16 protein-coding genes are annotated in these 18,825 nt (G+C 70.9%); 9 read left to right on the top strand and 7 right to left on the bottom strand.

The window, feature by feature from the left end:
- Window positions 1-3: 3 nt before the first annotated feature.
- The 3 genes from ACZBH1_RS05965 to ACZBH1_RS05955 all read right to left on the bottom strand — a co-directional run bounded on the left by ACZBH1_RS05965 (window position 4) and on the right by ACZBH1_RS05955 (window position 5,056).
- Window positions 4-2,631, bottom strand: coding sequence for a penicillin acylase family protein (locus ACZBH1_RS05965; RefSeq protein WP_463645804.1), 2,628 nt, complete (start codon window positions 2,629-2,631; stop codon window positions 4-6).
- 199 nt (window positions 2,632-2,830) lie between these two features.
- Window positions 2,831-4,273 carry an argininosuccinate synthase gene (argG, locus tag ACZBH1_RS05960; protein WP_336393961.1) on the bottom strand — a complete coding sequence of 481 codons (1,443 nt, stop codon included), beginning with the start codon at window positions 4,271-4,273 and terminating at the stop codon, window positions 2,831-2,833.
- A gap of 48 nt (window positions 4,274-4,321) precedes the next feature.
- Window positions 4,322-5,056, bottom strand: a complete 735-nt coding sequence (locus tag ACZBH1_RS05955; protein ID WP_336393960.1) for a Pr6Pr family membrane protein — start codon at window positions 5,054-5,056, stop codon at window positions 4,322-4,324.
- A gap of 354 nt (window positions 5,057-5,410) precedes the next feature.
- Here ACZBH1_RS05955 and ACZBH1_RS05950 point away from each other — a divergent pair, with 354 nt between their 5' ends.
- From ACZBH1_RS05950 to ACZBH1_RS05940, 3 genes are all read left to right on the top strand, one after another.
- On the top strand, window positions 5,411-6,760 hold the full coding sequence (locus ACZBH1_RS05950; protein WP_463645803.1) for a cytochrome P450: 1,350 nt from the start codon (window positions 5,411-5,413) through the stop codon (window positions 6,758-6,760).
- 102 nt (window positions 6,761-6,862) lie between these two features.
- Entirely contained in the window at window positions 6,863-8,149 is a 1,287-nt protein-coding gene (locus tag ACZBH1_RS05945; protein WP_336393958.1) for an adenylosuccinate synthase, read from the top strand.
- Between the two features lie 7 nt (window positions 8,150-8,156).
- Entirely contained in the window at window positions 8,157-9,392 is a 1,236-nt protein-coding gene (locus ACZBH1_RS05940) for a lactonase family protein (protein ID WP_463645802.1), read from the top strand.
- A 22-nt stretch (window positions 9,393-9,414) separates the two neighbouring features.
- On the opposite strand, the gene ACZBH1_RS05935 is transcribed toward ACZBH1_RS05940, so the two are convergent.
- On the bottom strand, window positions 9,415-10,629 hold the full coding sequence (locus tag ACZBH1_RS05935; protein WP_452323817.1) for an AI-2E family transporter: 1,215 nt from the start codon (window positions 10,627-10,629) through the stop codon (window positions 9,415-9,417).
- Between the two features lie 132 nt (window positions 10,630-10,761).
- Here ACZBH1_RS05935 and ACZBH1_RS05930 point away from each other — a divergent pair, with 132 nt between their 5' ends.
- Window positions 10,762-11,055 (top strand): chorismate mutase, encoded by a 294-nt coding sequence (locus ACZBH1_RS05930; RefSeq protein ID WP_336393955.1) that lies wholly within the window; start codon window positions 10,762-10,764, stop codon window positions 11,053-11,055.
- Window positions 11,056-11,129: 74 nt separating this feature from the next.
- Here ACZBH1_RS05930 and ACZBH1_RS05925 read toward each other — a convergent pair whose 3' ends face one another.
- The 3 genes from ACZBH1_RS05925 to ACZBH1_RS05915 are packed head-to-tail and all read right to left on the bottom strand — an operon-like array spanning window position 11,130 to window position 13,128.
- Window positions 11,130-11,825 (bottom strand): hypothetical protein, encoded by a 696-nt coding sequence (locus ACZBH1_RS05925; RefSeq protein ID WP_336393954.1) that lies wholly within the window; start codon window positions 11,823-11,825, stop codon window positions 11,130-11,132.
- A complete protein-coding gene (locus tag ACZBH1_RS05920; RefSeq protein ID WP_336393953.1) occupies window positions 11,822-12,739 on the bottom strand; it encodes an ABC transporter ATP-binding protein in 918 nt (305 codons plus the stop codon). The genes ACZBH1_RS05925 and ACZBH1_RS05920 overlap by 4 nt, the downstream gene beginning before the upstream one ends.
- On the bottom strand, window positions 12,736-13,128 hold the full coding sequence (locus ACZBH1_RS05915) for a GntR family transcriptional regulator (protein ID WP_336393952.1): 393 nt from the start codon (window positions 13,126-13,128) through the stop codon (window positions 12,736-12,738). The genes ACZBH1_RS05920 and ACZBH1_RS05915 overlap by 4 nt, the downstream gene beginning before the upstream one ends.
- A gap of 315 nt (window positions 13,129-13,443) precedes the next feature.
- On the opposite strand from ACZBH1_RS05915, the gene ACZBH1_RS05910 reads away from it, so the two are divergent.
- From ACZBH1_RS05910 to ACZBH1_RS05890, 5 genes are all read left to right on the top strand, one after another.
- A complete protein-coding gene (locus ACZBH1_RS05910; protein ID WP_463645801.1) occupies window positions 13,444-14,802 on the top strand; it encodes a quaternary amine ABC transporter ATP-binding protein in 1,359 nt (452 codons plus the stop codon).
- Window positions 14,802-15,746, top strand: a complete 945-nt coding sequence (locus tag ACZBH1_RS05905) for an ABC transporter permease (RefSeq protein WP_378879400.1) — start codon at window positions 14,802-14,804, stop codon at window positions 15,744-15,746. The genes ACZBH1_RS05910 and ACZBH1_RS05905 overlap by 1 nt, the downstream gene beginning before the upstream one ends.
- Before the next feature lie 133 nt (window positions 15,747-15,879).
- Window positions 15,880-16,794 carry a glycine betaine ABC transporter substrate-binding protein gene (locus tag ACZBH1_RS05900; protein ID WP_463645800.1) on the top strand — a complete coding sequence of 305 codons (915 nt, stop codon included), beginning with the start codon at window positions 15,880-15,882 and terminating at the stop codon, window positions 16,792-16,794.
- Between the two features lie 81 nt (window positions 16,795-16,875).
- On the top strand, window positions 16,876-17,712 hold the full coding sequence (locus tag ACZBH1_RS05895) for a patatin-like phospholipase family protein (RefSeq protein ID WP_452323820.1): 837 nt from the start codon (window positions 16,876-16,878) through the stop codon (window positions 17,710-17,712).
- Window positions 17,712-18,824, top strand: a complete 1,113-nt coding sequence (locus tag ACZBH1_RS05890) for a 1-acyl-sn-glycerol-3-phosphate acyltransferase (RefSeq protein ID WP_463646661.1) — start codon at window positions 17,712-17,714, stop codon at window positions 18,822-18,824. The genes ACZBH1_RS05895 and ACZBH1_RS05890 overlap by 1 nt, the downstream gene beginning before the upstream one ends.
- Window position 18,825 lies beyond the last annotated feature (1 nt).

Here is an 18,825-nt window from a genome sequence, read left to right as displayed (position 1 = left end):
GCGTCAGGGCTTCAGCACGAGCGTGTCGGTGGTCGCCGCATCGACCGCGTCCTCGGTGTAGGCCCACGGCGTCAGCTCCGCCTTCTGCCACGACTCCACCTGGTCGGTGTAGTTGGTGTGGAACGCGTGGCCGCTCTGACCGGTCAGCTGGTTCCACCGGGAGTCGTCGAAGTCGCCCAGATCGACGATCATGCGCATCGACGGAACGGTGACGGTCTCGAAGCCCCCGCCGAGGTCCCAGCCCGTGGCGTTGGACACCGACGAGCCGCCGCCCACCGGGAACGGACCGCGGTTGAAGAGCCACTCGATCGGCGCGATGCCCGACGAGCCGAAGGAGTCGCTCACGAGCGGGAGGGCGTGCAGCGCCCCCCAGTTCCAGCGCGTGGGGTTGTCGCCCTGCAGCTCGACCAGGTGCTCGTAGGCGTCGATCGCGGAGCGCTTGAGCATGTCGGTCATGCCGTCCACGCCCAGCTCCTCGTTCGTCCACCACGTCGACGTCTCGTCGTCGAGCATCGTGTCCATGACGAGGAACAGGCGCCCCTGACCGCTCAACGGCGCGGGGCTCTCGCGCCCGGTCACGAAGACGTTCTCGGCGAGCGTGTCCCACAGCACGTTGGCGTACGCGGCGGCCGCCGAGTCGGCGCTGTTCTGCGCGTCCCACTCCTGCAGCAGCGCCAGGGCGGCGTCGGTGTCGTCGTCTCCCGTGGCGACATCGGCGTACGCGGCGGTCAGGCGCATGCCGATGAAGGAGTAGTTGTCGGCCTGGATGTCGCGGAGGTCCGTCGCGGTGATCGGGCCTTGGGCGATCGCGCGCTGGATCAGCTCGTCGATGCGCGCGGCGCGCCACCCGTAGTCCCAGTCCGTCGTCAGCGGATAGGAGTAGTCGTCGGCCACGACGGCGTTGTTCGCCGTCACGATGTAGCCGTCGGTCGGGTTGTAGGACACCGGGAGGTCCTCGAACGGGATGAAGCCCTTCCAGGCGTAGGCCGGGTCCCAGCCGGGCTGGGGCATCGCACCGTCGCCCGCGCCGCGGATCGGGAGCTTTCCGGGCGTCTGGTACCCGATGTTGCCGTCGACGTCGGCGTAGATGAGGTTCTGCGCCGGCACGTCGAAGAGCGCCGCCGCGCCACGGAAGTCGTCGAAGTCCCGCGCCGCGTTGAGGGCGAAGATGGCGGATGCCGTGGTGCCCGGCTGCAGCGCCGTCCACCGCAGGCTCACCGCGTAGTCGCCCTCGGGCGCACCGGCCGGCGCCGTGACGGCGTCAGCGGTGCCGGTGTAGGGCGCGTCGGCGATCGCCGTGAAGTCCTCGGTGAGGCCCGAGACGATCGGTCCGTTGACGGTGGATCGCACCTCGACCTCGACGTCGTCGCCACCGGCCACCTGGAACGTCTCGGTGCGCGTCTCCAGCGGCACGAGCGCGCCGTCGTACCAGTACGAGTCCCCCTGCACCTTCTCGAGGTAGAGGTCGGTGACGTCGGTGGTGAGGTTGGTGAACCCCCATGCGATGCGGTCGTTGTGGCCGATGATCACGCCGGGCAGTCCCGAGAAGCTGAAGCCGGCGACGTCGAAGGGGCACTTGTCGCCGACCGTCTCGCAGCGCAGCTGGATCTGGTGCCACACGCTCGGCAGCGACGCGCCGAGGTGCGGGTCGTTCGCGAGCAGCGGCATCCCGGTGTCGGTGAGGCTTCCCGAGACGACCCACGAGTTCGAGCCGATGCCTTCGCCCGCATCGCCCACGAGTTCGCCCACGGCCTCGAGGACGCTGTCGACCTCGGTCCACTCGATCGCCGAGGTGTCGGCGTCCGCGTCGGCGTCGGCGGCATCCGTCTCACCCTCGGCGACGACGTCGGGCGCCGTCCCGACCTCCGGTACGGCGGAGATCTTCGGCACGATGACGGGATGCCGGTCGTACGGGTAGGCCGGATACAGCTCGTCGATCTGCGCCTCGGCGAGGTCGGGCGCGATCACGGCGCGCTCCGTCTCGCTCTCGATGTTGCTGCGGAGGTCCCAGGCCATCGCCTTCAGCCAGGCCACGGAGTCGGCGGGCGTCCACGGCTCGATCCGGTAGTCGGGGTTCTGCAGTCCCAGGATGGCGTACTCGAACGAGGCGTCGGCGCCGTCGTTCTCGGCGAGGTACGCGTTCACGCCCTCGGCGTAGGCCTCGTAGTACGCGCGCTCGGTGTCATCGAGCGCCTCCACCTCCTGCTCGGCGATCGCCCGCCAGCCGAGCGTGCGCAGGAAGGTGTCGGTGCCGAGCTGCGACTCGCCGAACAGCTCGGACAGTCGGCCGCTCGTCACGTGGCGGCGGAAGTCCATCTCCCAGAAGCGGTCCTGCGCGTGGACGTAGCCCTGGGCGAAGAAGAGGTCGTGCGACGACGACGCCGTGATGGTCGGGATGCCGAGCGCGTCGCGCTGCACCGTCACCTCGTCGTCCAGGCCCGACGCGGTCACCTCCCCGCTCAGTGTGGGGAAGGAGCGCTGCGCGGTGTAGACGACGAAGCCGACGGCGATCAGCGCGATCACCACGATGCCCGCGACGATGCCGTAGAGCGTGATGCCGATGGTCCGCCCGACCGACCGCCGGGGGACGGTGTCGTCGACGGCGTACGGAGAGGGTTCAGGCTTCGACATCGAAAGTCTTTCCGGGCGTTGGCTGCGGGTACGCGGTGTCGGGCATCGCGGAATCGGGTGCCGCACGCGTCGGGTCGCGTGCTCACCGATCGCATGCTAACCCCGAATCACGCCGGTGCCGAATCGCACCCGCCACCACCGGCGCACCGCGTCGCCGCCGCACCGCCGGGGGTGTGCGGGACCGGCCGCGGCCGCCGCGTCAGTCGGTGCCGGAGTCGAAGGCCGCGGCCTCGGACGCGGCATCCGTCGCCTCGGCCAGCTCCTCCTGCTCGGCGCTGTACTGCTCGGCACGCTCGGTGATCTCGCCCGCCTCGCCCTGCGTGAGGTGCCCGACGAGCTCGCCGGTCGCGCCGCCGATGAGGCCCTTCGACGCGTAGTACTCGAGGCGGACGCGCGAGTCGGCGATGTCGAGGTTGCGCATCGTCAGCTGCCCGATGCGGTCGGTCGGCCCGAACGCCGCGTCGCCGACGCGCTCCATCGAGAGCTTCTCGGGGTGGTACGACAGGCGCGGGCCGGTGGTGTCGAGGATCGTGTAGTCCTCGCCGCGGCGCAGCCGCAGCGTGACCGAGCCGGTGACGGTCGAGCCCACCCACTTCTGGATCGACTCGCGCAGCATGAGCGACTGCGGCTCGAGCCAGCGGCCCTCGTACATCAGGCGGCCGAGCCGGCGGCCCTGCTCGTGGTACGTCGCGAGGGTGTCCTCGTTGAGGATGCCGTTGACCAGGCGCTCGTAGGCCGTGAACAGCAGCGCCATGCCCGGGGCCTCGTAGATGCCGCGCGACTTCGCCTCGATGATGCGGTTCTCGATCTGGTCGCTCATGCCGAGGCCGTGGCGGCCGCCGATGCGGTTGGCCTCGAAGACGAGCTCGACGGGGTCGGCGAACTCCTTGCCGTTGAGCGCGACCGGGCGGCCCGCATCGAACGTGACGGTGACGTCCTCGGCCTCGATCTGGACGGCGGGATCCCAGAACCGCACGCCCATGATCGGCTCGACGGTCTCGAGCGAGACGTCCAGGTGCTCGAGCGTCTTCGCCTCGTGGGTGGCGCCCCAGATGTTGGCGTCGGTCGAGTACGCCTTCTCGGCGGCGTCGCGGTAGGGGAAGCCGTGCTCGACGAGCCACTCGCTCATCTCCTTGCGGCCGCCGAGCTCCGTGACGAAGTCGGCGTCGAGCCACGGCTTGTAGATGCGCAGCGCGGGGTTCGCGAGGAGCCCGTAGCGGTAGAACCGCTCGATGTCGTTGCCCTTGTAGGTGGAGCCGTCGCCCCAGATGTCGACGCCGTCCTCCTTCATGGCACGCACGAGCAGCGTTCCGGTGACGGCCCGGCCGATCGGGGTGGTGTTGAAGTAGGTGCGCCCGCCGGAGCGGATGTGGAACGCGCCGCACGCGAGCGCGCCGAAGCCCTCCTCGACGAGGGCCGGCTTGCAGTCCACGAGGCGTGAGATCTCGGCGCCGTACGTGAGGGCGCGGTCGGGGATCGAGCCGATGTCGTCCTCGTCGGGCTGACCGAGGTCGCCGGTGTAGGTGCACGGGATGGCGCCCTTGTCGCGCATCCACGCCACGGCCACGGAGGTGTCAAGTCCTCCCGAGAAGGCGATGCCGACGCGTTCGCCGACGGGCAGGGACTGGAGGACCTTCGACATGGATGACAAGTCTACTGAGCGGCATCCGGATGCCTCGCACGCATGTCCTCACACCACCAGCGGTCCGCGGGTGGCCGGCGCGCGGTGACGGGTGGCCCGTCGCTCCCGGTACCGGCCGATGAGGACGATCGCCGTGCCGATCGCGAGGAATCCCACCAGGATCGCCCCGATGTAGACGAACGCCGACGCGTACCCGCCCGCACCGTGCGGGTCGAGGAACGGATACGGGTACCACCACGGCGTGGTGCCGTCCGGGTTCCCGACGCGCTCGCCGCGGATCATCGTGTAGGTCGTCCACACGAGCGGGTAGCCGACCAGCACGCCCAGCGACCACCAGGGCAGCGCGCGGCGGCGCGGCGCGAGCAGCAGGTCCAGCAGGAAGTAGATCGGCAGCACCACGTGCAGCACCTCGACGGCGTACTTGTCGAGCATCGCGATGCCGACGGAGTCGCCGAGCGCGACGGCCGACGGCAGGCCCCGCAGGAGGATGTTGTAGACGAGGCCGAGCAGCAGGATCGGTCCTGTGACGGCGGCGACGGCGAGCGCGATGCCCAGCGGCTCGCGGCTCGAGCCCGGGTGCCGCATCGCCCATGATGCGGCCACGAGCAGTGCGACGACGCTGAGCGACGTCGACACGATCGTGAACAGGCTGAAGTAGTTCGCCAGCACGTCGCCGAGGCTCTGCCCCTGACGCGCTGCGCGATCCACGTTGACGATGAATCCGGCGACGACCCCGGAGAATCCGGTGATCGCCGCTGCGATTCGGAACCATGCCCAGTGCATTTCCCCAACCCCTTTCGACTCCACGCGGGTGCGTGTCGTCTCCCCGAGCACCGGTGTACTCGCGGTGGAGGCCCGAGGTGGCAAAGATTGGCCCGCGGACAGCGCGGAAAACGCTCATCCGTGTCGACGCTTTGTGTGAAGTCCACAACGCGTCCGCCGTTCGGGGGACAACTCCTACAAGCGCTTACATCCGGCGGTTCGGACCCGTCGAGGGCGGAGCTTCATCGCTCGCGGGCGAGCGCCGCATCGGCGACGGATGCCGCAGGCTGCGGCTCATCCACGGCGCCGGTAGCACAGCGGCCGCCGACATCACAGCCCCTGCCTCCTCTCGCGCGGGCCTGACACCCTGACCCCATGGCCCCTCCCGCGACACCACCGACCCCGCACGGCCGCCCGCACGGCGACGAGCGCGGCAGCGGCCCCCTCCTCGACGACGCGATCGGTCTGCTCACCCGCGGCTACGACCTCGGCGAGCACGTCTGGCAGCGGGTGCGCGAGGGCGCCCGGTCCGCGCCGATGCGGCTGCTCGGCCGTGACGCCCTGCTCGTCCGCGGCGCGGAGGGAGTCGCCCTCTTCTACGACGAGCGGCTCATCAGGCGGCACGGCGCGATGCCCGCCTTCGTGCAGGAGACCCTCTTCGGTCACGCGTCCGTCCACAGCCTCGACGGCGACGAGCATCGGCACCGCAAGGCGACGTTCGTCGCCGTGCTCTACGAGGACGCCGAGGTCCGGCGCATCCTCCCGCTCCTCGAGCGGGAGTGGCAGGCCGAGCTGGCCGCGTGGATCGGAGGCGAGCGCCGCAGCGCGTACGATGCGGCGGTCGGCGCGCTCGGCCGCGCGATCATGCGCTGGGCAGCTATTCCGGGCACCCCGGCCGCGCAGACCCGCTGGGCGCAGCGCCAGGCGCAGATCGTCGACGGCTTCGGCGCGCCGTACTCACCCGGCTACGTGATGGCGAGGATCAACCGGTGGTGGTCCGACCGGCACGCCGCGCAGCTCATCGAGGCGGTGCGGGCCGGTCGACTGGCGGCACCGGACGGCTCGGCCCTGCGCGCGTGGGCGGAGCACCGCGACCGCGACGGGGCGCTCCTGCCCGCGAAGCTCGCCGGCGTCGAGCTGCAGAACAGCTTCCGCCCGATGATCGCGGTGGCGCGCTTCGTCGCGTTCGCCGCGAAGGAGCTGCACGACCGGCCGGAGTGGCGCTCCCGCATCGCGGCGGAGACCGAGGAGCGCGGCACGCTCGTCGGGGGCACGCTGGCGACGGCCTTCGCGCAGGAGATCCGCCGCACGGCCCCGTTCGTGCCGTTCCTGCCGGGCTGGGCGCTGACCGACGTCGAGCTGGACGGTCACCGGGTCGAGGCGGGCGGTCGCGTCCTGCTCGACATCCTGGGCACCGACCTCGACGCGCACTCGTGGGAGCACGCCGGCAGCTTCGACCCCGAGCGCTTCGTGGGGGTCGACGACTACGAGGCCATCGCCGCCTTCGTCCCCCACGGCGGAGCCGCCGTCGCCACCGGCCACCGCTGCCCGGGTGAGAAGCTCGCGATCGCCGGGCTGGCCGCCGCCGTCGCGACGCTCTCCGATCCGCGCGTCACGATCCTCGGCGACGGCCTCGGCGTCGACCGGCGTCGACTGCCGACCAAGCCCGCGTCGGGCGGACGCGTGCGGGCGACGGATGCCACGCCCCGCTGCCCCTTCCACTGACCCCGGCCCGCGGCATCCGGCCCTCCCGGCCCGCGGCATCCGGCCCTCCCGGCCCGCCCCGATAGGATGGGGTGTAACCGTCCGCTAGCGGGGGAGTAGCCCATGCCAGGCATCGTGATCGTCGGAGTCCAGTGGGGAGACGAGGGCAAGGGCAAGGCCACCGACCTCCTCGGTGAGCGCACCGACTGGGTGGTCAAGTTCAACGGCGGCAACAACGCCGGCCACACGGTCGTGATCGGCGACGAGAAGTACGCGCTGCACCTGCTGCCCTCCGGCATCCTCTCGCCCGGCGTGAACGCCGTGATCGGCAACGGCGTCGTGATCGACCTCGAAGTGCTCTTCGCCGAGCTCGAGGCGCTGCACGCGCGCGGGCTCGACACCTCGCGCCTGCGCGTGAGCGCGAACGCGCACATCATCACGCAGTACCACCGCACGCTCGACAAGGTCACCGAGCGGTTCCTCGGCAAGCGCCAGATCGGCACGACCGGTCGCGGGATCGGGCCGGCGTACGCCGACAAGATCAACCGCGTCGGCATCCGCGTGCAGGACCTCTTCGACGAGAACATCCTGCGCCAGAAGGTCGAGGGCGCGCTCGACCAGAAGAACCACCTGCTGGTCAAGGTCTTCAACCGTCGCGCCATCACGTGCGACGAGATCGTCGACGATCTGCTGGGGTACGCCGAGCGGCTGCGGCCGATGGTCGCCGACACCGGCCTCCTGCTGAACGAGGCGCTGGACGAGGGCGACGTCGTCGTGTTCGAGGGCGGTCAGGCCACGATGCTCGACGTCGACCACGGCACCTACCCGTTCGTGACGTCGTCGTCGGCGACGGCGGGCGGCGCCGCGACCGGCTCGGGCGTGGGCCCGAACCGCCTGGACCGCATCGTCGGCATCGTCAAGGCGTACACGACGCGGGTGGGCTCGGGTCCGTTCCCGACCGAGCTGTTCGACGAGAACGGCGACTTCCTGCGCTCGCGCGGCTTCGAGTTCGGCACCACGACCGGCCGCCCGCGCCGCGTCGGCTGGTACGACGCGCCCATCACCCGCTACGCCACCCGCATCAACGGCATCACCGACCTCGTGCTCACCAAGCTCGACATCCTCACCGGCCTCGACCGGATCCCGGTCTGCGTCGCCTACGACGTCGACGGGCAGCGCTTCGACGAGGTGCCGGTCAACCAGTCCGACTTCCACCACGCCAAGCCGATCCTCGAGTACTTCCCGGGTTGGAAGCAGGACATCTCGGGCGCCCGCACCTTCGACGAGCTTCCGATCCAGGCGCAGGAGTACGTGCTCGCCCTCGAGGCGATGAGCGGCACGCGCATCTCGGTCATCGGCGTCGGCGCGGCGCGCGACGCGGTGATCGTCCGTCACGACCTCATCGACTGAGCAGCCGGTGAGGTTCCTGCTGGGCGGGTACACCGCCGACATGGACGGCAGCGCCTCCGGGATCGGGGTGCTGCTCGCCGGTGCGGCCGACGAGGCGTCGGCCGGCGGCGCACCGGCCTTCGCGGGGGAGGCCGCGGCCGTCGACTCGCCGTCGTGGCTCGCGCTGCATCCGGGCTCCGGCAGCATCGAGCGCGGCGACGTGGTGTACGCGGCGCTGGAAGCCCGCGGCGAGGTGCAGGCGTTCCGGCGCACCGGCGAGGCGACGCTGATGCCGCTGGGCGCCCCGGTGCCCGCCGGTGAGGCGGTCTGCCATGTCGCGGTCGCACCCGACGCACGCTTCCTCGTCGCCGCCTGCTGGGGCGACGGACGCGTCGTGCGGATGGAGCTGGATGCCGCCGGCCGGCCCGGGTCGCCGACCCTCGCGGCCGCCGCGGCCGACCCGTACGGCCCGGGCGAATCGTCGGAACCCGCGGCGGGCGACATCGACCTGGCCGCGGCCGCCCGCGCCCTCCGCGCGGCGGCCGGGACGGAGTTCGCCCACCTCGTGCCCGACCACGACGTCGCGGACGACCGGGAGGCGGCAGACGACCGGGAGGCGGCGGACGACGCGGGGGATGAGGCATCCGCTCGCCCGTCCCGAGCCCACCAGACCGTCTTCCTGCCGGACGGACTGATCGCCACGACCGACCTGGGCCTGGATCTGGTGCGGTTCTGGCGCACCGGAGGCGAGGGGCTCCGGCCCCTCCAGCAGGTGGCGCTGCCGAAGGGCAGCGGGCCGCGGCACATGGTGTGGCACCCGAGCGGGCATCTCTACGTCGTCACGGAGCTGTCGTGCGAGCTCTTCGTGCTCGCGCCGTTCCCGCCGGCGACGGGCTCGGGCCCCGCGACGTGGCGCGTCGTGGCCGGCACGCCGCTCGGCGCCGGGATGCTGCCGGGCGACAGCGCGGCCGAGCTCGCACTGTCGCACGACCGGGAGTTCCTCTACGCCGGCGTGCGCGGCAGCAACACCCTCGCGGCGCTGCGGGTCCGCGGCGCGGGCGAGTCCGTCCTGCCGGTCGCGCTCGTCGACGCCGGCGTGGACTGGCCGCGACACCATCTGGTGGTGCGCGACACCCTCCTCGTCGCCGGACAGCGCTCCGACGAGATCGCCTCGCTGAGCCTCGACATCCGCACCGGCGTCCCCGGACGCGTGCGCCACCGGGCGGCGGCGCCCTCGCCGACCTGCATCGTCGCGATCCGCTGACGCGGCGGCGGCGCGGCCGTCGTCAGAGCTTGGCGTCCTGCCGGGGGATGAACACCTGCTTGATGATGAGCAGGATCGACGCGGTCACCGGGATCGCCACGAGCGCGCCCAGCAGTCCCAGCAGGGTGCCGCCGACCATGGCGCCGATCACCACGAGCGCTCCCGGCACCGAGATGGTCCTGTTCATCACGCGCGGCGTGAGCACATACGCCTCGAGCTGCATGTAGACGAGATAGATGACGGCGAAGATGAGCGCCGGCACCCAGCCGGTGAACAGCGCGATCACCGTCGCCGTGATCCAGTACAGCACGGAGCCGATGAGCGGGATGAGCGTGATGCAGAAGGCCAGCACGGCCATCAACGCCGGGAAGGGCAGACCCAGGAACGCGTGCAGGAGGAACGCCACGACCGAGTTGCAGAAGGCGAGGATCACCATCCCCATCAGGTAGCCGCCGATGGAGTCGGTGATCTGCTCGGTGAGGACGCCGGCCTTCGCCCGGTTGCGGGCGGGCGCGAACCGGATGAACGCCACCTTCATGGCCGGGAGCCCGGCGAGGAAGTAGAGGCTGAGTACCAGCACGATGATGAGGCCCGAGATCGTCGTCCCGACGTTGACCGCGAAGTTCAGCACGCCGCCGCCGATCGCGGCGATGTTCGCCGGATTGGTGAGGAACTGCTCGACCTGGTCGGTGATCGCGCCGACCTGCGCGCCGAACGTCGTGGCGAGCCACGCGTAGAAGTCGGACTGCTGGAAGTCGTCGACGGTCGTCGGGAGGTCCTGGAAGAACGCGGTGAGCTGCCCGACGAGCGCCGGGACCACCAGCAGCAGGACCGCCGCGAGCACCAGCGCGAACGCGGTGTAGACGATCACGATCGCCCACGGCCGCGACACCTTGTGCCGGCCGAACCAGCGCACGACCGGGTCGAGGCCCAGGGCGGCGAACAGGGCGAAGACGATGTAGATGATGATCGTCGACAGGTTCCAGAAGGCCAGGCCCAGCGCGAGCGCGGCGAGGCCGCCGAGGGTGATGAGCAGGCCGAGGGTGAACGGGCTGTTGAGATTCGCCCAGAACGTCTTCCCGGCGGGGGCCTCGCCGGTGAACACGGGCTGCTGGTCCTCGGCGGACACGGGGGTGACGGGCCGCCGGGTCGCGTGGCCGTCCGTCTGCGCCGCGGCGGGCGCAGGGGAGGCAGCCGGGGCGTCTGTGGCGCCGAGAGAGGGCGAGGACTCGGTCATGGTCACACTCTAGGCCCGCGCCGACGGCGGGAACGAGCGATCGACGGTGACTTCACGCCGATCGCGTGACGTCATCGGCGGCGGGCGCGCCGGGTGCCCTCGGGTATCGTCGAGGGGCGAGGAGGACCCCTGATGACCGAAGATCCCGCGGCGACGCTGGCCCGGCTGCGCAGCAGCATCGACAACATCGACGCCGCCCTGATGTACATGCTCGCGGAGCGCTTCAAGGCGACGAAGCAGGTCGGTCACCTCAAGGCCGACCACGGCATGCCGGCATCCGACCCCGCGCGCGAGGAGCAGCAGGTGGCGCGCCTGCGCAGCCTCGCCGAACAGGCCGACCTCGACCCCGCCTTCGCCGAGAAGTGGTTCAACTTCGTGGTGGCCGAGGTGATCCGCCACCACACCGAGGTCGCCGACAGCCGCTGACCGCATCGCCGCGAACGACGGACGCCGCCACCCGGCGCGACCACGCCGGGTGGCGGCATCCGCTCTCCCTCCTGCTACGGGACGGTGCGACGCAGAGTGAGGTACGACAGCCCGCCCAGCACGACGGTGAGCAGGAGCCCCCACGCCGCCAGTCCCGTGGCACCGAGCTGCACGAGCGTCGAGACGACGTCTCCCCAGACCTCGAAGCGGGTGATCGCCCACACGGCGAGCAGCAGCACGAGGCCGACGCCGACCCAGATGACCGTCAGGATCAGCGGACCGAACCGCTTGTACACGGTCGCCGACCAGAAGCCCAGCATGAAGATGAGCATCGCCATCACGAAGTAGAAGAACGCCGCGCCCAGCGGGCCGTCCTCGACCACCCAGTCCAGGGCGAAGAAGTACCCGTTCAGGCCCCAGCCGTTCGTCGCCTCCTCGATCATGCCGCCCACGGCGAACACCGAGCCCAGCAGCGCGGCGCAGATCGCCGCGGCCAGCATCGTGCCGAGGAAGAACTCCCTCCTGGTGACGCTCATCGCCTGCGAGAAGGGGAACGTCAGCGTCAGCGACGCGATCCCCACGAACAGCAGCACCCACAGCGGAGCCTGCGAGCCGCCGCCGTAGAACGGGCCCGGAAGGCCCGAGGAGCTGAGGATCGCGTAGATCGCGATCGACATCGCGAACGCCGCGCCGAGCACGATCAACGGGACCCAGACGAAGGTCTGCTTGTTGATCAGCTGCATGCGCACGACATTGACGGTGCGGTTCATCGCAGTGCTCCTTCCTCGGACGCCGCGGCGCCGGACGTCGCGTGCTGTGTGGTGCGGACGATCAGCTGCTGCAGCGACACCGGAGCCACGTCCAGACCCGTCGCGGCGAGCCGCTCGCGGTCGGCGAGCGTGAGTGCGCCGAGGACGGTGACGGATGCCACATTCCCGAGGCTCTCGCGGTGGATCACCTGGCGCCCGGCGACGAACGCGTCGACAGCGCTCGCGTCGCCCACGATGTTCGCGGCGCGGTTGCGGACGGCATCCGTCTCCTCGTCCATCACGATCCGGCCGCGGTCGATCACCAGCACGCGCTCGATGAGGTTCGACACCTCGTCGATCAGGTGGCTCGAGAGGATCACCGTGCGCGGGTGCTCGGTGTAGTCCTCGAGGAGGCGGTCGTAGAAGATCTGGCGGGCGACGGCGTCCAGGCCCAGGTACGGCTCGTCGAAGAACGTGATCTCGGCCCGCGAGGCGAGGCCGATGATCACCCCGACCGCCGAGAGCTGACCGCGCGAGAGCTTCTTGATCCGCGTCTTCACCGGCAGCTGGAAGTCGTCCACCAGCTGTTCCGCCAGCTCCTGGTCCCAGTTCGGGAAGAAGAGGCGTGCGGTCTCGAAGGCGTGCCGCGGCAGCGCGTCGTCGGGATACTTCTGGCTCTCGCGCACGAAGCACATGCGCGAGAGCACCTTGGCGTTCTCGTACGGCTGCATGCCGAACACGCGCACGTCGCCGGACGTCGCGAAGTTCTGCGCCGTGAGGATCGACATGACCGTCGTCTTGCCCGCGCCGTTGCGCCCGAGCAGGCCGTAGATGGTGTCCTTCTCGATCGTGAAGCTCACGTCGTCCACCGCGACGACGTCGCGATAGCGCTTGGTGAGATTCTTCACCTCGATGACGTGCGTCCCGGTCGTCATCGTGCTGTCCCTTCCGTGATGGTGGCGAGCTGCGCGGCGGCGCGCTCGCGGATCAGTCCTGCGAGGTCGTCCGGGCCGAGCCCGAGCCTGCCGGCCTCGGCCAGCAGCGGGTCGACGAACCGGTCGGCGAACGCCGCGCGGCGCTCCCGCAGGAGGAGCTCCCGCGCGCCCGGTGCCACGAACATGCCGATGCCGCGCCGTTTGTAGAGCACTCCCTTGTCGGCGAGCATCGCGATCCCCTTCGCTGCGGTGGCGGGGTTGATGCGGTAGAACGTGGCGAGCCCGTTCGTCGAGGGAGCCTGCGCCTCTTCGGCCAGGCTGCCGTCGATGATCGAGTCCTCCACGCTCTCGGCGATCTGGAGGAAGATCGCCCGTCCGTCTTCAATCACGCCTGCCTCGACTTCATTGGTTACTTACTTGACTAAGTAACCAGCATACAGCGCGGGATGTCAAAACCCGGATGCCGGTGCCCGTGGCGGTGATATCACGCGCGCGCGGCTAGCGAGCACCCGGCGACGATGTCCAATTTGAAGCGACCGGTGAGCCGTGAAACGGTGGATGAGGCCCTTCGCGGGCCGCTACCCGACCAGTCCGCGGTCTCCGGTGATGCCCCAGTGCGCGTCAGACCGGAGGGCGTACGGTCGGCGGCCGTGGGGCGGATCCGACATCCGCCCGCCCGAGCGGCCGCCACCCGGGCGCGACCGATGCAGCTTCCTGCACCGGAGCTGCCGAGGTGCACAGTGACACTTCCGCCTGCCATCGAGGCGAAGAACCTCTACAAGGTCTTCGGACGCAACCCCCGTGACGCGATGCGGAGGCTGCGCGCCGGGGCCACCCGCGCCGATGTGGCCGATGCCGGCTCCGCCGCGGTCATCGACGCGAGCTTCACCGTCCAGCCGGGCGAGATCTTCGTGATCATGGGCCTGTCCGGCTCGGGCAAGTCCACCATCATCCGCATGCTCAACGGCCTGCTCCCGCCCACCGCCGGCGACGTGCTGGTGCAGGGCCAGAGCGTCACGAAGGCCTCTGCGAAGTCGCTGCGCTCCATCCGACAGCGGTCGGTGTCGATGGTGTTCCAGCACTTCGCGCTGCTGCCGCACCTCTCCGTGCTCGACAACGCCGCGTATGCCCTCGAGATCCAGGGCGTCCCCCGCGACGAGCGCCGTGCACGGGCGCGCGAGATCCTCGAGAAGGTCGGGCTCCAGGATCGGGCCGAGGCGATGCCGGACGAGCTGTCGGGCGGCATGCGCCAGCGCGTCGGCCTCGCCCGCGCGCTCACCTCGGGCACCGACATCCTGCTGATGGACGAGGCGTTCTCTGCGCTGGACCCGCTCATCCGCCGCGAGATGCAGGAGCAGCTCGTCGAGCTGCAGCGCGAGCTGGGACGCACCATCGTCTTCATCACCCACGACCTCAACGAGGCCATGTTCCTCGGCGACCGCATCGCCGTCATGAGGGATGGCCGCATCGTCCAGAACGGCACGCCCGAGGAGATCCTCACCGATCCGGCCAACGACTACGTCGCGCAGTTCGTGCAGGACGTCGATCGCGCCCGCGTGCTGACGGCAGGCTCCGTCATGGCGCCGCCGGCCGCCACGATCCCCGTCACCGCCGGCGTCCGCGGCGCGCTGCGCGTCATGCGCGACCTGCAGGTGGGCGCCGTCGCGGTCGTCGAGAACCGGCGCTTCCTCGGCACCGTCACCGACCGCGCGGTCATCCGCGCGGTGAAGGACGGCCGCACCGATCTGCGCGCGCTGGCGACGCGCACGCACCCCGTGGTGCACGTCGACGATGCGCTGACCGGCGTCGTCGAGCGTTCCGTCGAGAGCCCGGTCCCGGTGGCCGTCGTCGACGACGGCGGCCGGCTCGTCGGCACCATCCCGCGCGTGACGCTGCTGGCGGCGCTCGGCAACGTCCCCGCCGTCACGCGCGAGAACCCCGTGATCGAGGCCCCCGCCACCGTGCCGGTGGCCGAGATCACCCACACCCTCGAGGTCATCGACGCGGCATCCGGTGCGGGCGTCGCCGTCCCCGAGGCGATCACGACGGAGGGAGCCCGCTGATGCAGACTCTGCGACTGCCCCTCGGGGCCTGGATCGAGGCCTTCGTGGACTTCCTCGGCGACACGTTCGGCTGGTTCTTCGACGCCGTCGCGGTCGCTCTCGGCACCGTGTACGACGGCTTGGCGTGGCTTCTCGTCACGCCTCCGTTCTGGGTGATCATCGCGGTGTTCGCCGCGCTGGCGTTCTGGGTCAAGGGCGCGAAGCTCGCGATCGGCACCGCGCTGGGACTCCTCCTCATCGTGCTGGTGGATCAGTGGGACAACGCCATGGACACCCTCGCGCTCGTGCTCGTGGCATCCGCCATCGCGACCGCGATCAGCGTGCCGGTGGGCATCTGGGCCGCCGGAAACGAGCACGTCTCGCGCGCGGTGCGGCCGGTCCTGGACTTCCTCCAGACGATGCCGGCCTTCGTCTACCTCATCCCCGCCATCATCTTCTTCGGCGTCGGAGCGGTGCCGGGCATGATCGCGACGATCCTGTTCGCCCTGGCTCCCGGCGTCCGCCTGACGGAGCTGGGGATCCGCGGCGTCGACCAGGAGGTCGTCGAAGCCGGCCACGCCTTCGGCGCAAGCCCCGCGCGCATCCTGCGTCAGATCCAGCTCCCGCTCGCGCGCCCCAGCATCATGGCCGGCGTCAACCAGATCATCATGCTCAGCCTGTCGATGGTCGTCATCGCGGGCATCGTCGGAGCCGGCGGGCTGGGCGGCGAGATCACCCGGGCCATCGGCCGCATCAACGTCGGGCTGGGGTTCGAGGCGGGCATCTCGATCGTGATCATCGCGATGATCCTCGATCGGCTGACCTCCGCCTTCGCCACGCCGACCGGGCCCCGGACGCGCCGCCGTGGTGTCGCCGCGGCATCGCAGGACGGCGCCGGGTCGGACGACGGCGCGACGCGGAGCGCGACGGCGCCGGAGCCCGGCGTCCCCGTCGGCACCGCCTGACCCACCCGGACGGACGTCGTCCGTCCGCCCATCGACCGGGCGGGACCATCAGCCCGCCGGAGGCGCGCGAGATTCGCGCGCCAGACCAAGACCGACTCGTGACACAGCAACCACGAGTGGAGAGGAAGTCGACATGATGATGACGAAGAAGCACCTCGCTGCCGGAGCAGCGCTTCTCGGCGCGAGCACGCTCGTGCTGGCCGGCTGCGCCGGAGACAGCGGAGCCGACGCCGCGGACGGGGGCGGCTCGGGTGAGGCCGCCGACCGCGCGATCGAGCTCGCCGTCTTCAACGGCTGGGACGAGGGCATCGCCGCGTCCTACCTGTGGGAGGCCATCCTCACCGAGAAGGGGTATGACGTCGAGGTCACCTACGCCGACGTCGCGCCGGTCTACGCCGGCCTGGCGCAGGGCGATTTCGACCTCGTGCTCGACACCTGGCTGCCCACCACCCACGCGGACTACATGGAGCAGTACGGCGACGACCTCGTCGACCTCGGCGTCTGGAACGACGAGGCCTCGCTCACCATCGCCGTGAACGAGGACGCGCCCATCGACTCGCTCGAGGAGCTCGCCGCGAACGCCGAGGAGTTCGGCAACGAGATCGTCGGCATCGAGCCGGGTTCCGGCCTCATGCGCATCACCGGCGACGAGGTCGTGCCGGGCTACGGCCTGGAGGACATGACGCTCATCGAGTCGTCGACGCCCGCGATGCTCGCGGAGCTCCAGTCGGCCACCGATGCCGGCGAGAACATCGTCGTGACGCTGTGGCGCCCGCACTGGGCGTACAGCGCGTTCCCCATCAAGGACCTCGAGGACCCGCAGGGCCTTCTCGGCGAGGCCGAGGGCATCCACTCGGTCTCCTCGACCGCCTTCGGCGAGGACTTCCCCGAGGTGAGCGAATGGATCTCGGACTTCGAGATGCCCAGCGACCTGCTGTACTCGCTCGAGGACGCGATGTTCAACGAGTACGACGGCGACGACTACGGTCCCATTGTCGAGCAGTGGATCGCCGACAACCAGGAGTGGGTCGACGGCCTGACCTCCTGACCGGCTGACGCCCGGATTGACCTCCTGACCGGCTGACGCCCGGAGGGCGAACGCCACCGCGCCCCGCACTAGGGTGTGGGCATGACGGTGGCGTTCGTCCTGGGCGGCGGCGGGGTCCGGGGTGCCGTGCAGATCGGCATGCTGCGTGCCCTGCTGGAGTCCGGCATCCGTCCCGACCTCATCGTCGGCACCTCCATCGGCGCGATCAACGGCGCGCTCGTGGCCAGTGACCCGCGGCCCGCCGTGATCGAGCGCCTGCTCGACGCGTGGACGTCGCCCGAGGCGAGCGCCGTGTACGGGGACTCGCTGTTCGCCCAGTTCACGCGCCTCGTGAGGACGAGGACGCATCTGAACTCGCCGACGCCGCTGCGGCGGCTGCTCGAGCGGGCGCTCGGGGCGGACACGAGGTTCGAGGACCTGCCGGTGCGCCTGCGCGTCGTCGCCGCGAGCATCGAGCGCGCCGCCGAGCACGTGTTCGACTCCGGGCCGCTCATCGACGCCGTGCTGGCCTCGGCATCCGTGCCCGGCCTGCTTCCGCCCACCCGCATCGGCGAGGAGCACTTCATCGACGGCGGCATCGTCAACTCCATCCCGATCTCCCACGCCGTGGAAGTGGGCGCCCGCACCGTCTTCGTGCTGCAGGTGGGCCGCGTCGAGGCGCCGCTCGAGGCGCCCCAGTCCGCCGTCGACACGGCCCGGGTGGCCTTCGAGGTCGCGCGCCGGCACCGGTATGCGCGCGACATGGCCACCATCCCCGAGGGCGTCACCCTCCACGTGCTGCCCAGCGGCGGGACGGACGGCGACGACACGCTCCTGTCGTACCGGCGCATGGACACCGTGCGGGGGCGGATCGACCGCGCCTACGAGGCGAGCCGCGAGTTCCTCCGCGTGGGCGGGCTCATCCCCGGCGGTGCGTGATGCGGCTCCCGCCGACGTGGCTGCGACGCATCCTTCTCGCACCGCTGGTGATCGTGGCGGCGGTTCTCATGCTGGCGCTCACCCCGCTGTGGCTGCTCGTGGGGCTGGCGCTGACCTCGCTGGTGCCCGGCCGGTTCCGGCTGCCCCGCATGCTGTGGCTGATCACGGTGTACCTGCTGTGGGACGCCGTGATGGTCGTGGCGCTGTTCGGCTTATGGGTCGGGTCGGGCTTCGGCTATGCGCTGCGACGGCCGGGGTTCGTGACCGCGCACTATCGCCTCGGCGCGTGGGGGCTGCGCGTCCTCTTCCGCATCTTCGGGAGCGTCCTGCGCCTGACCATCTCGACCACCGGCTCCGACGACGCGCTGCCGGATGCCGCCACCGGCGACCCGGCCGCGGGCCCCATCCCCGGGGCGGCCGCCGGTCCCGACGCCTTCGACGCCCTGTTCGCGCCGGGCACGCCGCTCGTCGTCGCGAGCCGGCACGGGGGACCGGGCGACTCCTTCATCCTGATCCACACCCTGTTGAACGAGGCCGGCCGGCGCCCCCGGATCGTCCTGAAGTACACGCTGCAGTGGGATCCCGCGATCGACATCCTGCTGCACCGCGTGCCGTCGCGGTTCATCGTGCCCACCGGCTTCGACCGCGCGCCCCGCGGCGGCGGGATGGAGGTGGAGCGGGCGCTCGCCCAGCTGGCCGAGGATCTCGGGCCGGACGACTCCTTCGTCATCTTCCCCGAGGGCGGCAACGTGACCCCGGGTCGCCGGCTGGCGCGCATCAAGCGGCTGCGCGATGCCGGGCGCGAGAGTCTGGCCGTGCGCGCCGAGGCGCTCCTCCACGTGATGGCGCCGCAGCCGGGCGGCATCCACGCGGCGCTGGACGCGGCGCCGACCGCGGACGTCGTCTTCATCGCCCACACCGGCCTCGACCGCCTGGCGACGCTCCGCGACATCTGGCGGGAGCTGCCGATGGACAAGGGCGTCACGATGTGCGCCTGGCGCGTCCCCCGCGCGGACGTGCCGGAGGGCATCGACGCGCGCGCCGTCTGGCTGTTCGACTGGTTCGCGCGGATCGACGCATGGATCGACGCGCACCCCGAGCTCGGCCGCTGAG

This window comes from Microbacterium sp. ZXT2-5 (genome assembly GCF_055329545.1).
The sequence above is the reverse complement of the archived record's forward strand: the minus strand, read 5'-3'. Positions and strand labels throughout refer to the sequence as shown.

What these genes read in the sequence shown, in the direction of transcription:
- ACZBH1_RS05965 (WP_463645804.1), bottom strand. Translation starts at nt 2,631, where the DNA reads ATGTCGAAGCCTGAACCCTCTCCGTACGCCGTCGACGACACCGTCCCC.
- argG (WP_336393961.1), bottom strand. Translation starts at nt 4,273, where the DNA reads ATGTCGAAGGTCCTCCAGTCCCTGCCCGTCGGCGAACGCGTCGGCATC.
- ACZBH1_RS05955 (WP_336393960.1), bottom strand. Translation starts at nt 5,056, where the DNA reads ATGCACTGGGCATGGTTCCGAATCGCAGCGGCGATCACCGGATTCTCC.
- ACZBH1_RS05950 (WP_463645803.1), top strand. Translation starts at nt 5,411, where the DNA reads ATGGCCCCTCCCGCGACACCACCGACCCCGCACGGCCGCCCGCACGGC.
- ACZBH1_RS05945 (WP_336393958.1), top strand. Translation starts at nt 6,863, where the DNA reads ATGCCAGGCATCGTGATCGTCGGAGTCCAGTGGGGAGACGAGGGCAAG.
- ACZBH1_RS05935 (WP_452323817.1), bottom strand. Translation starts at nt 10,629, where the DNA reads ATGACCGAGTCCTCGCCCTCTCTCGGCGCCACAGACGCCCCGGCTGCC.
- ACZBH1_RS05930 (WP_336393955.1), top strand. Translation starts at nt 10,762, where the DNA reads ATGACCGAAGATCCCGCGGCGACGCTGGCCCGGCTGCGCAGCAGCATC.
- ACZBH1_RS05925 (WP_336393954.1), bottom strand. Translation starts at nt 11,825, where the DNA reads ATGAACCGCACCGTCAATGTCGTGCGCATGCAGCTGATCAACAAGCAG.
- ACZBH1_RS05920 (WP_336393953.1), bottom strand. Translation starts at nt 12,739, where the DNA reads ATGACGACCGGGACGCACGTCATCGAGGTGAAGAATCTCACCAAGCGC.
- ACZBH1_RS05910 (WP_463645801.1), top strand. Translation starts at nt 13,444, where the DNA reads ATGCAGCTTCCTGCACCGGAGCTGCCGAGGTGCACAGTGACACTTCCG.
- ACZBH1_RS05905 (WP_378879400.1), top strand. Translation starts at nt 14,802, where the DNA reads ATGCAGACTCTGCGACTGCCCCTCGGGGCCTGGATCGAGGCCTTCGTG.
- ACZBH1_RS05900 (WP_463645800.1), top strand. Translation starts at nt 15,880, where the DNA reads ATGATGATGACGAAGAAGCACCTCGCTGCCGGAGCAGCGCTTCTCGGC.
- ACZBH1_RS05895 (WP_452323820.1), top strand. Translation starts at nt 16,876, where the DNA reads ATGACGGTGGCGTTCGTCCTGGGCGGCGGCGGGGTCCGGGGTGCCGTG.
- ACZBH1_RS05890 (WP_463646661.1), top strand. Translation starts at nt 17,712, where the DNA reads ATGCGGCTCCCGCCGACGTGGCTGCGACGCATCCTTCTCGCACCGCTG.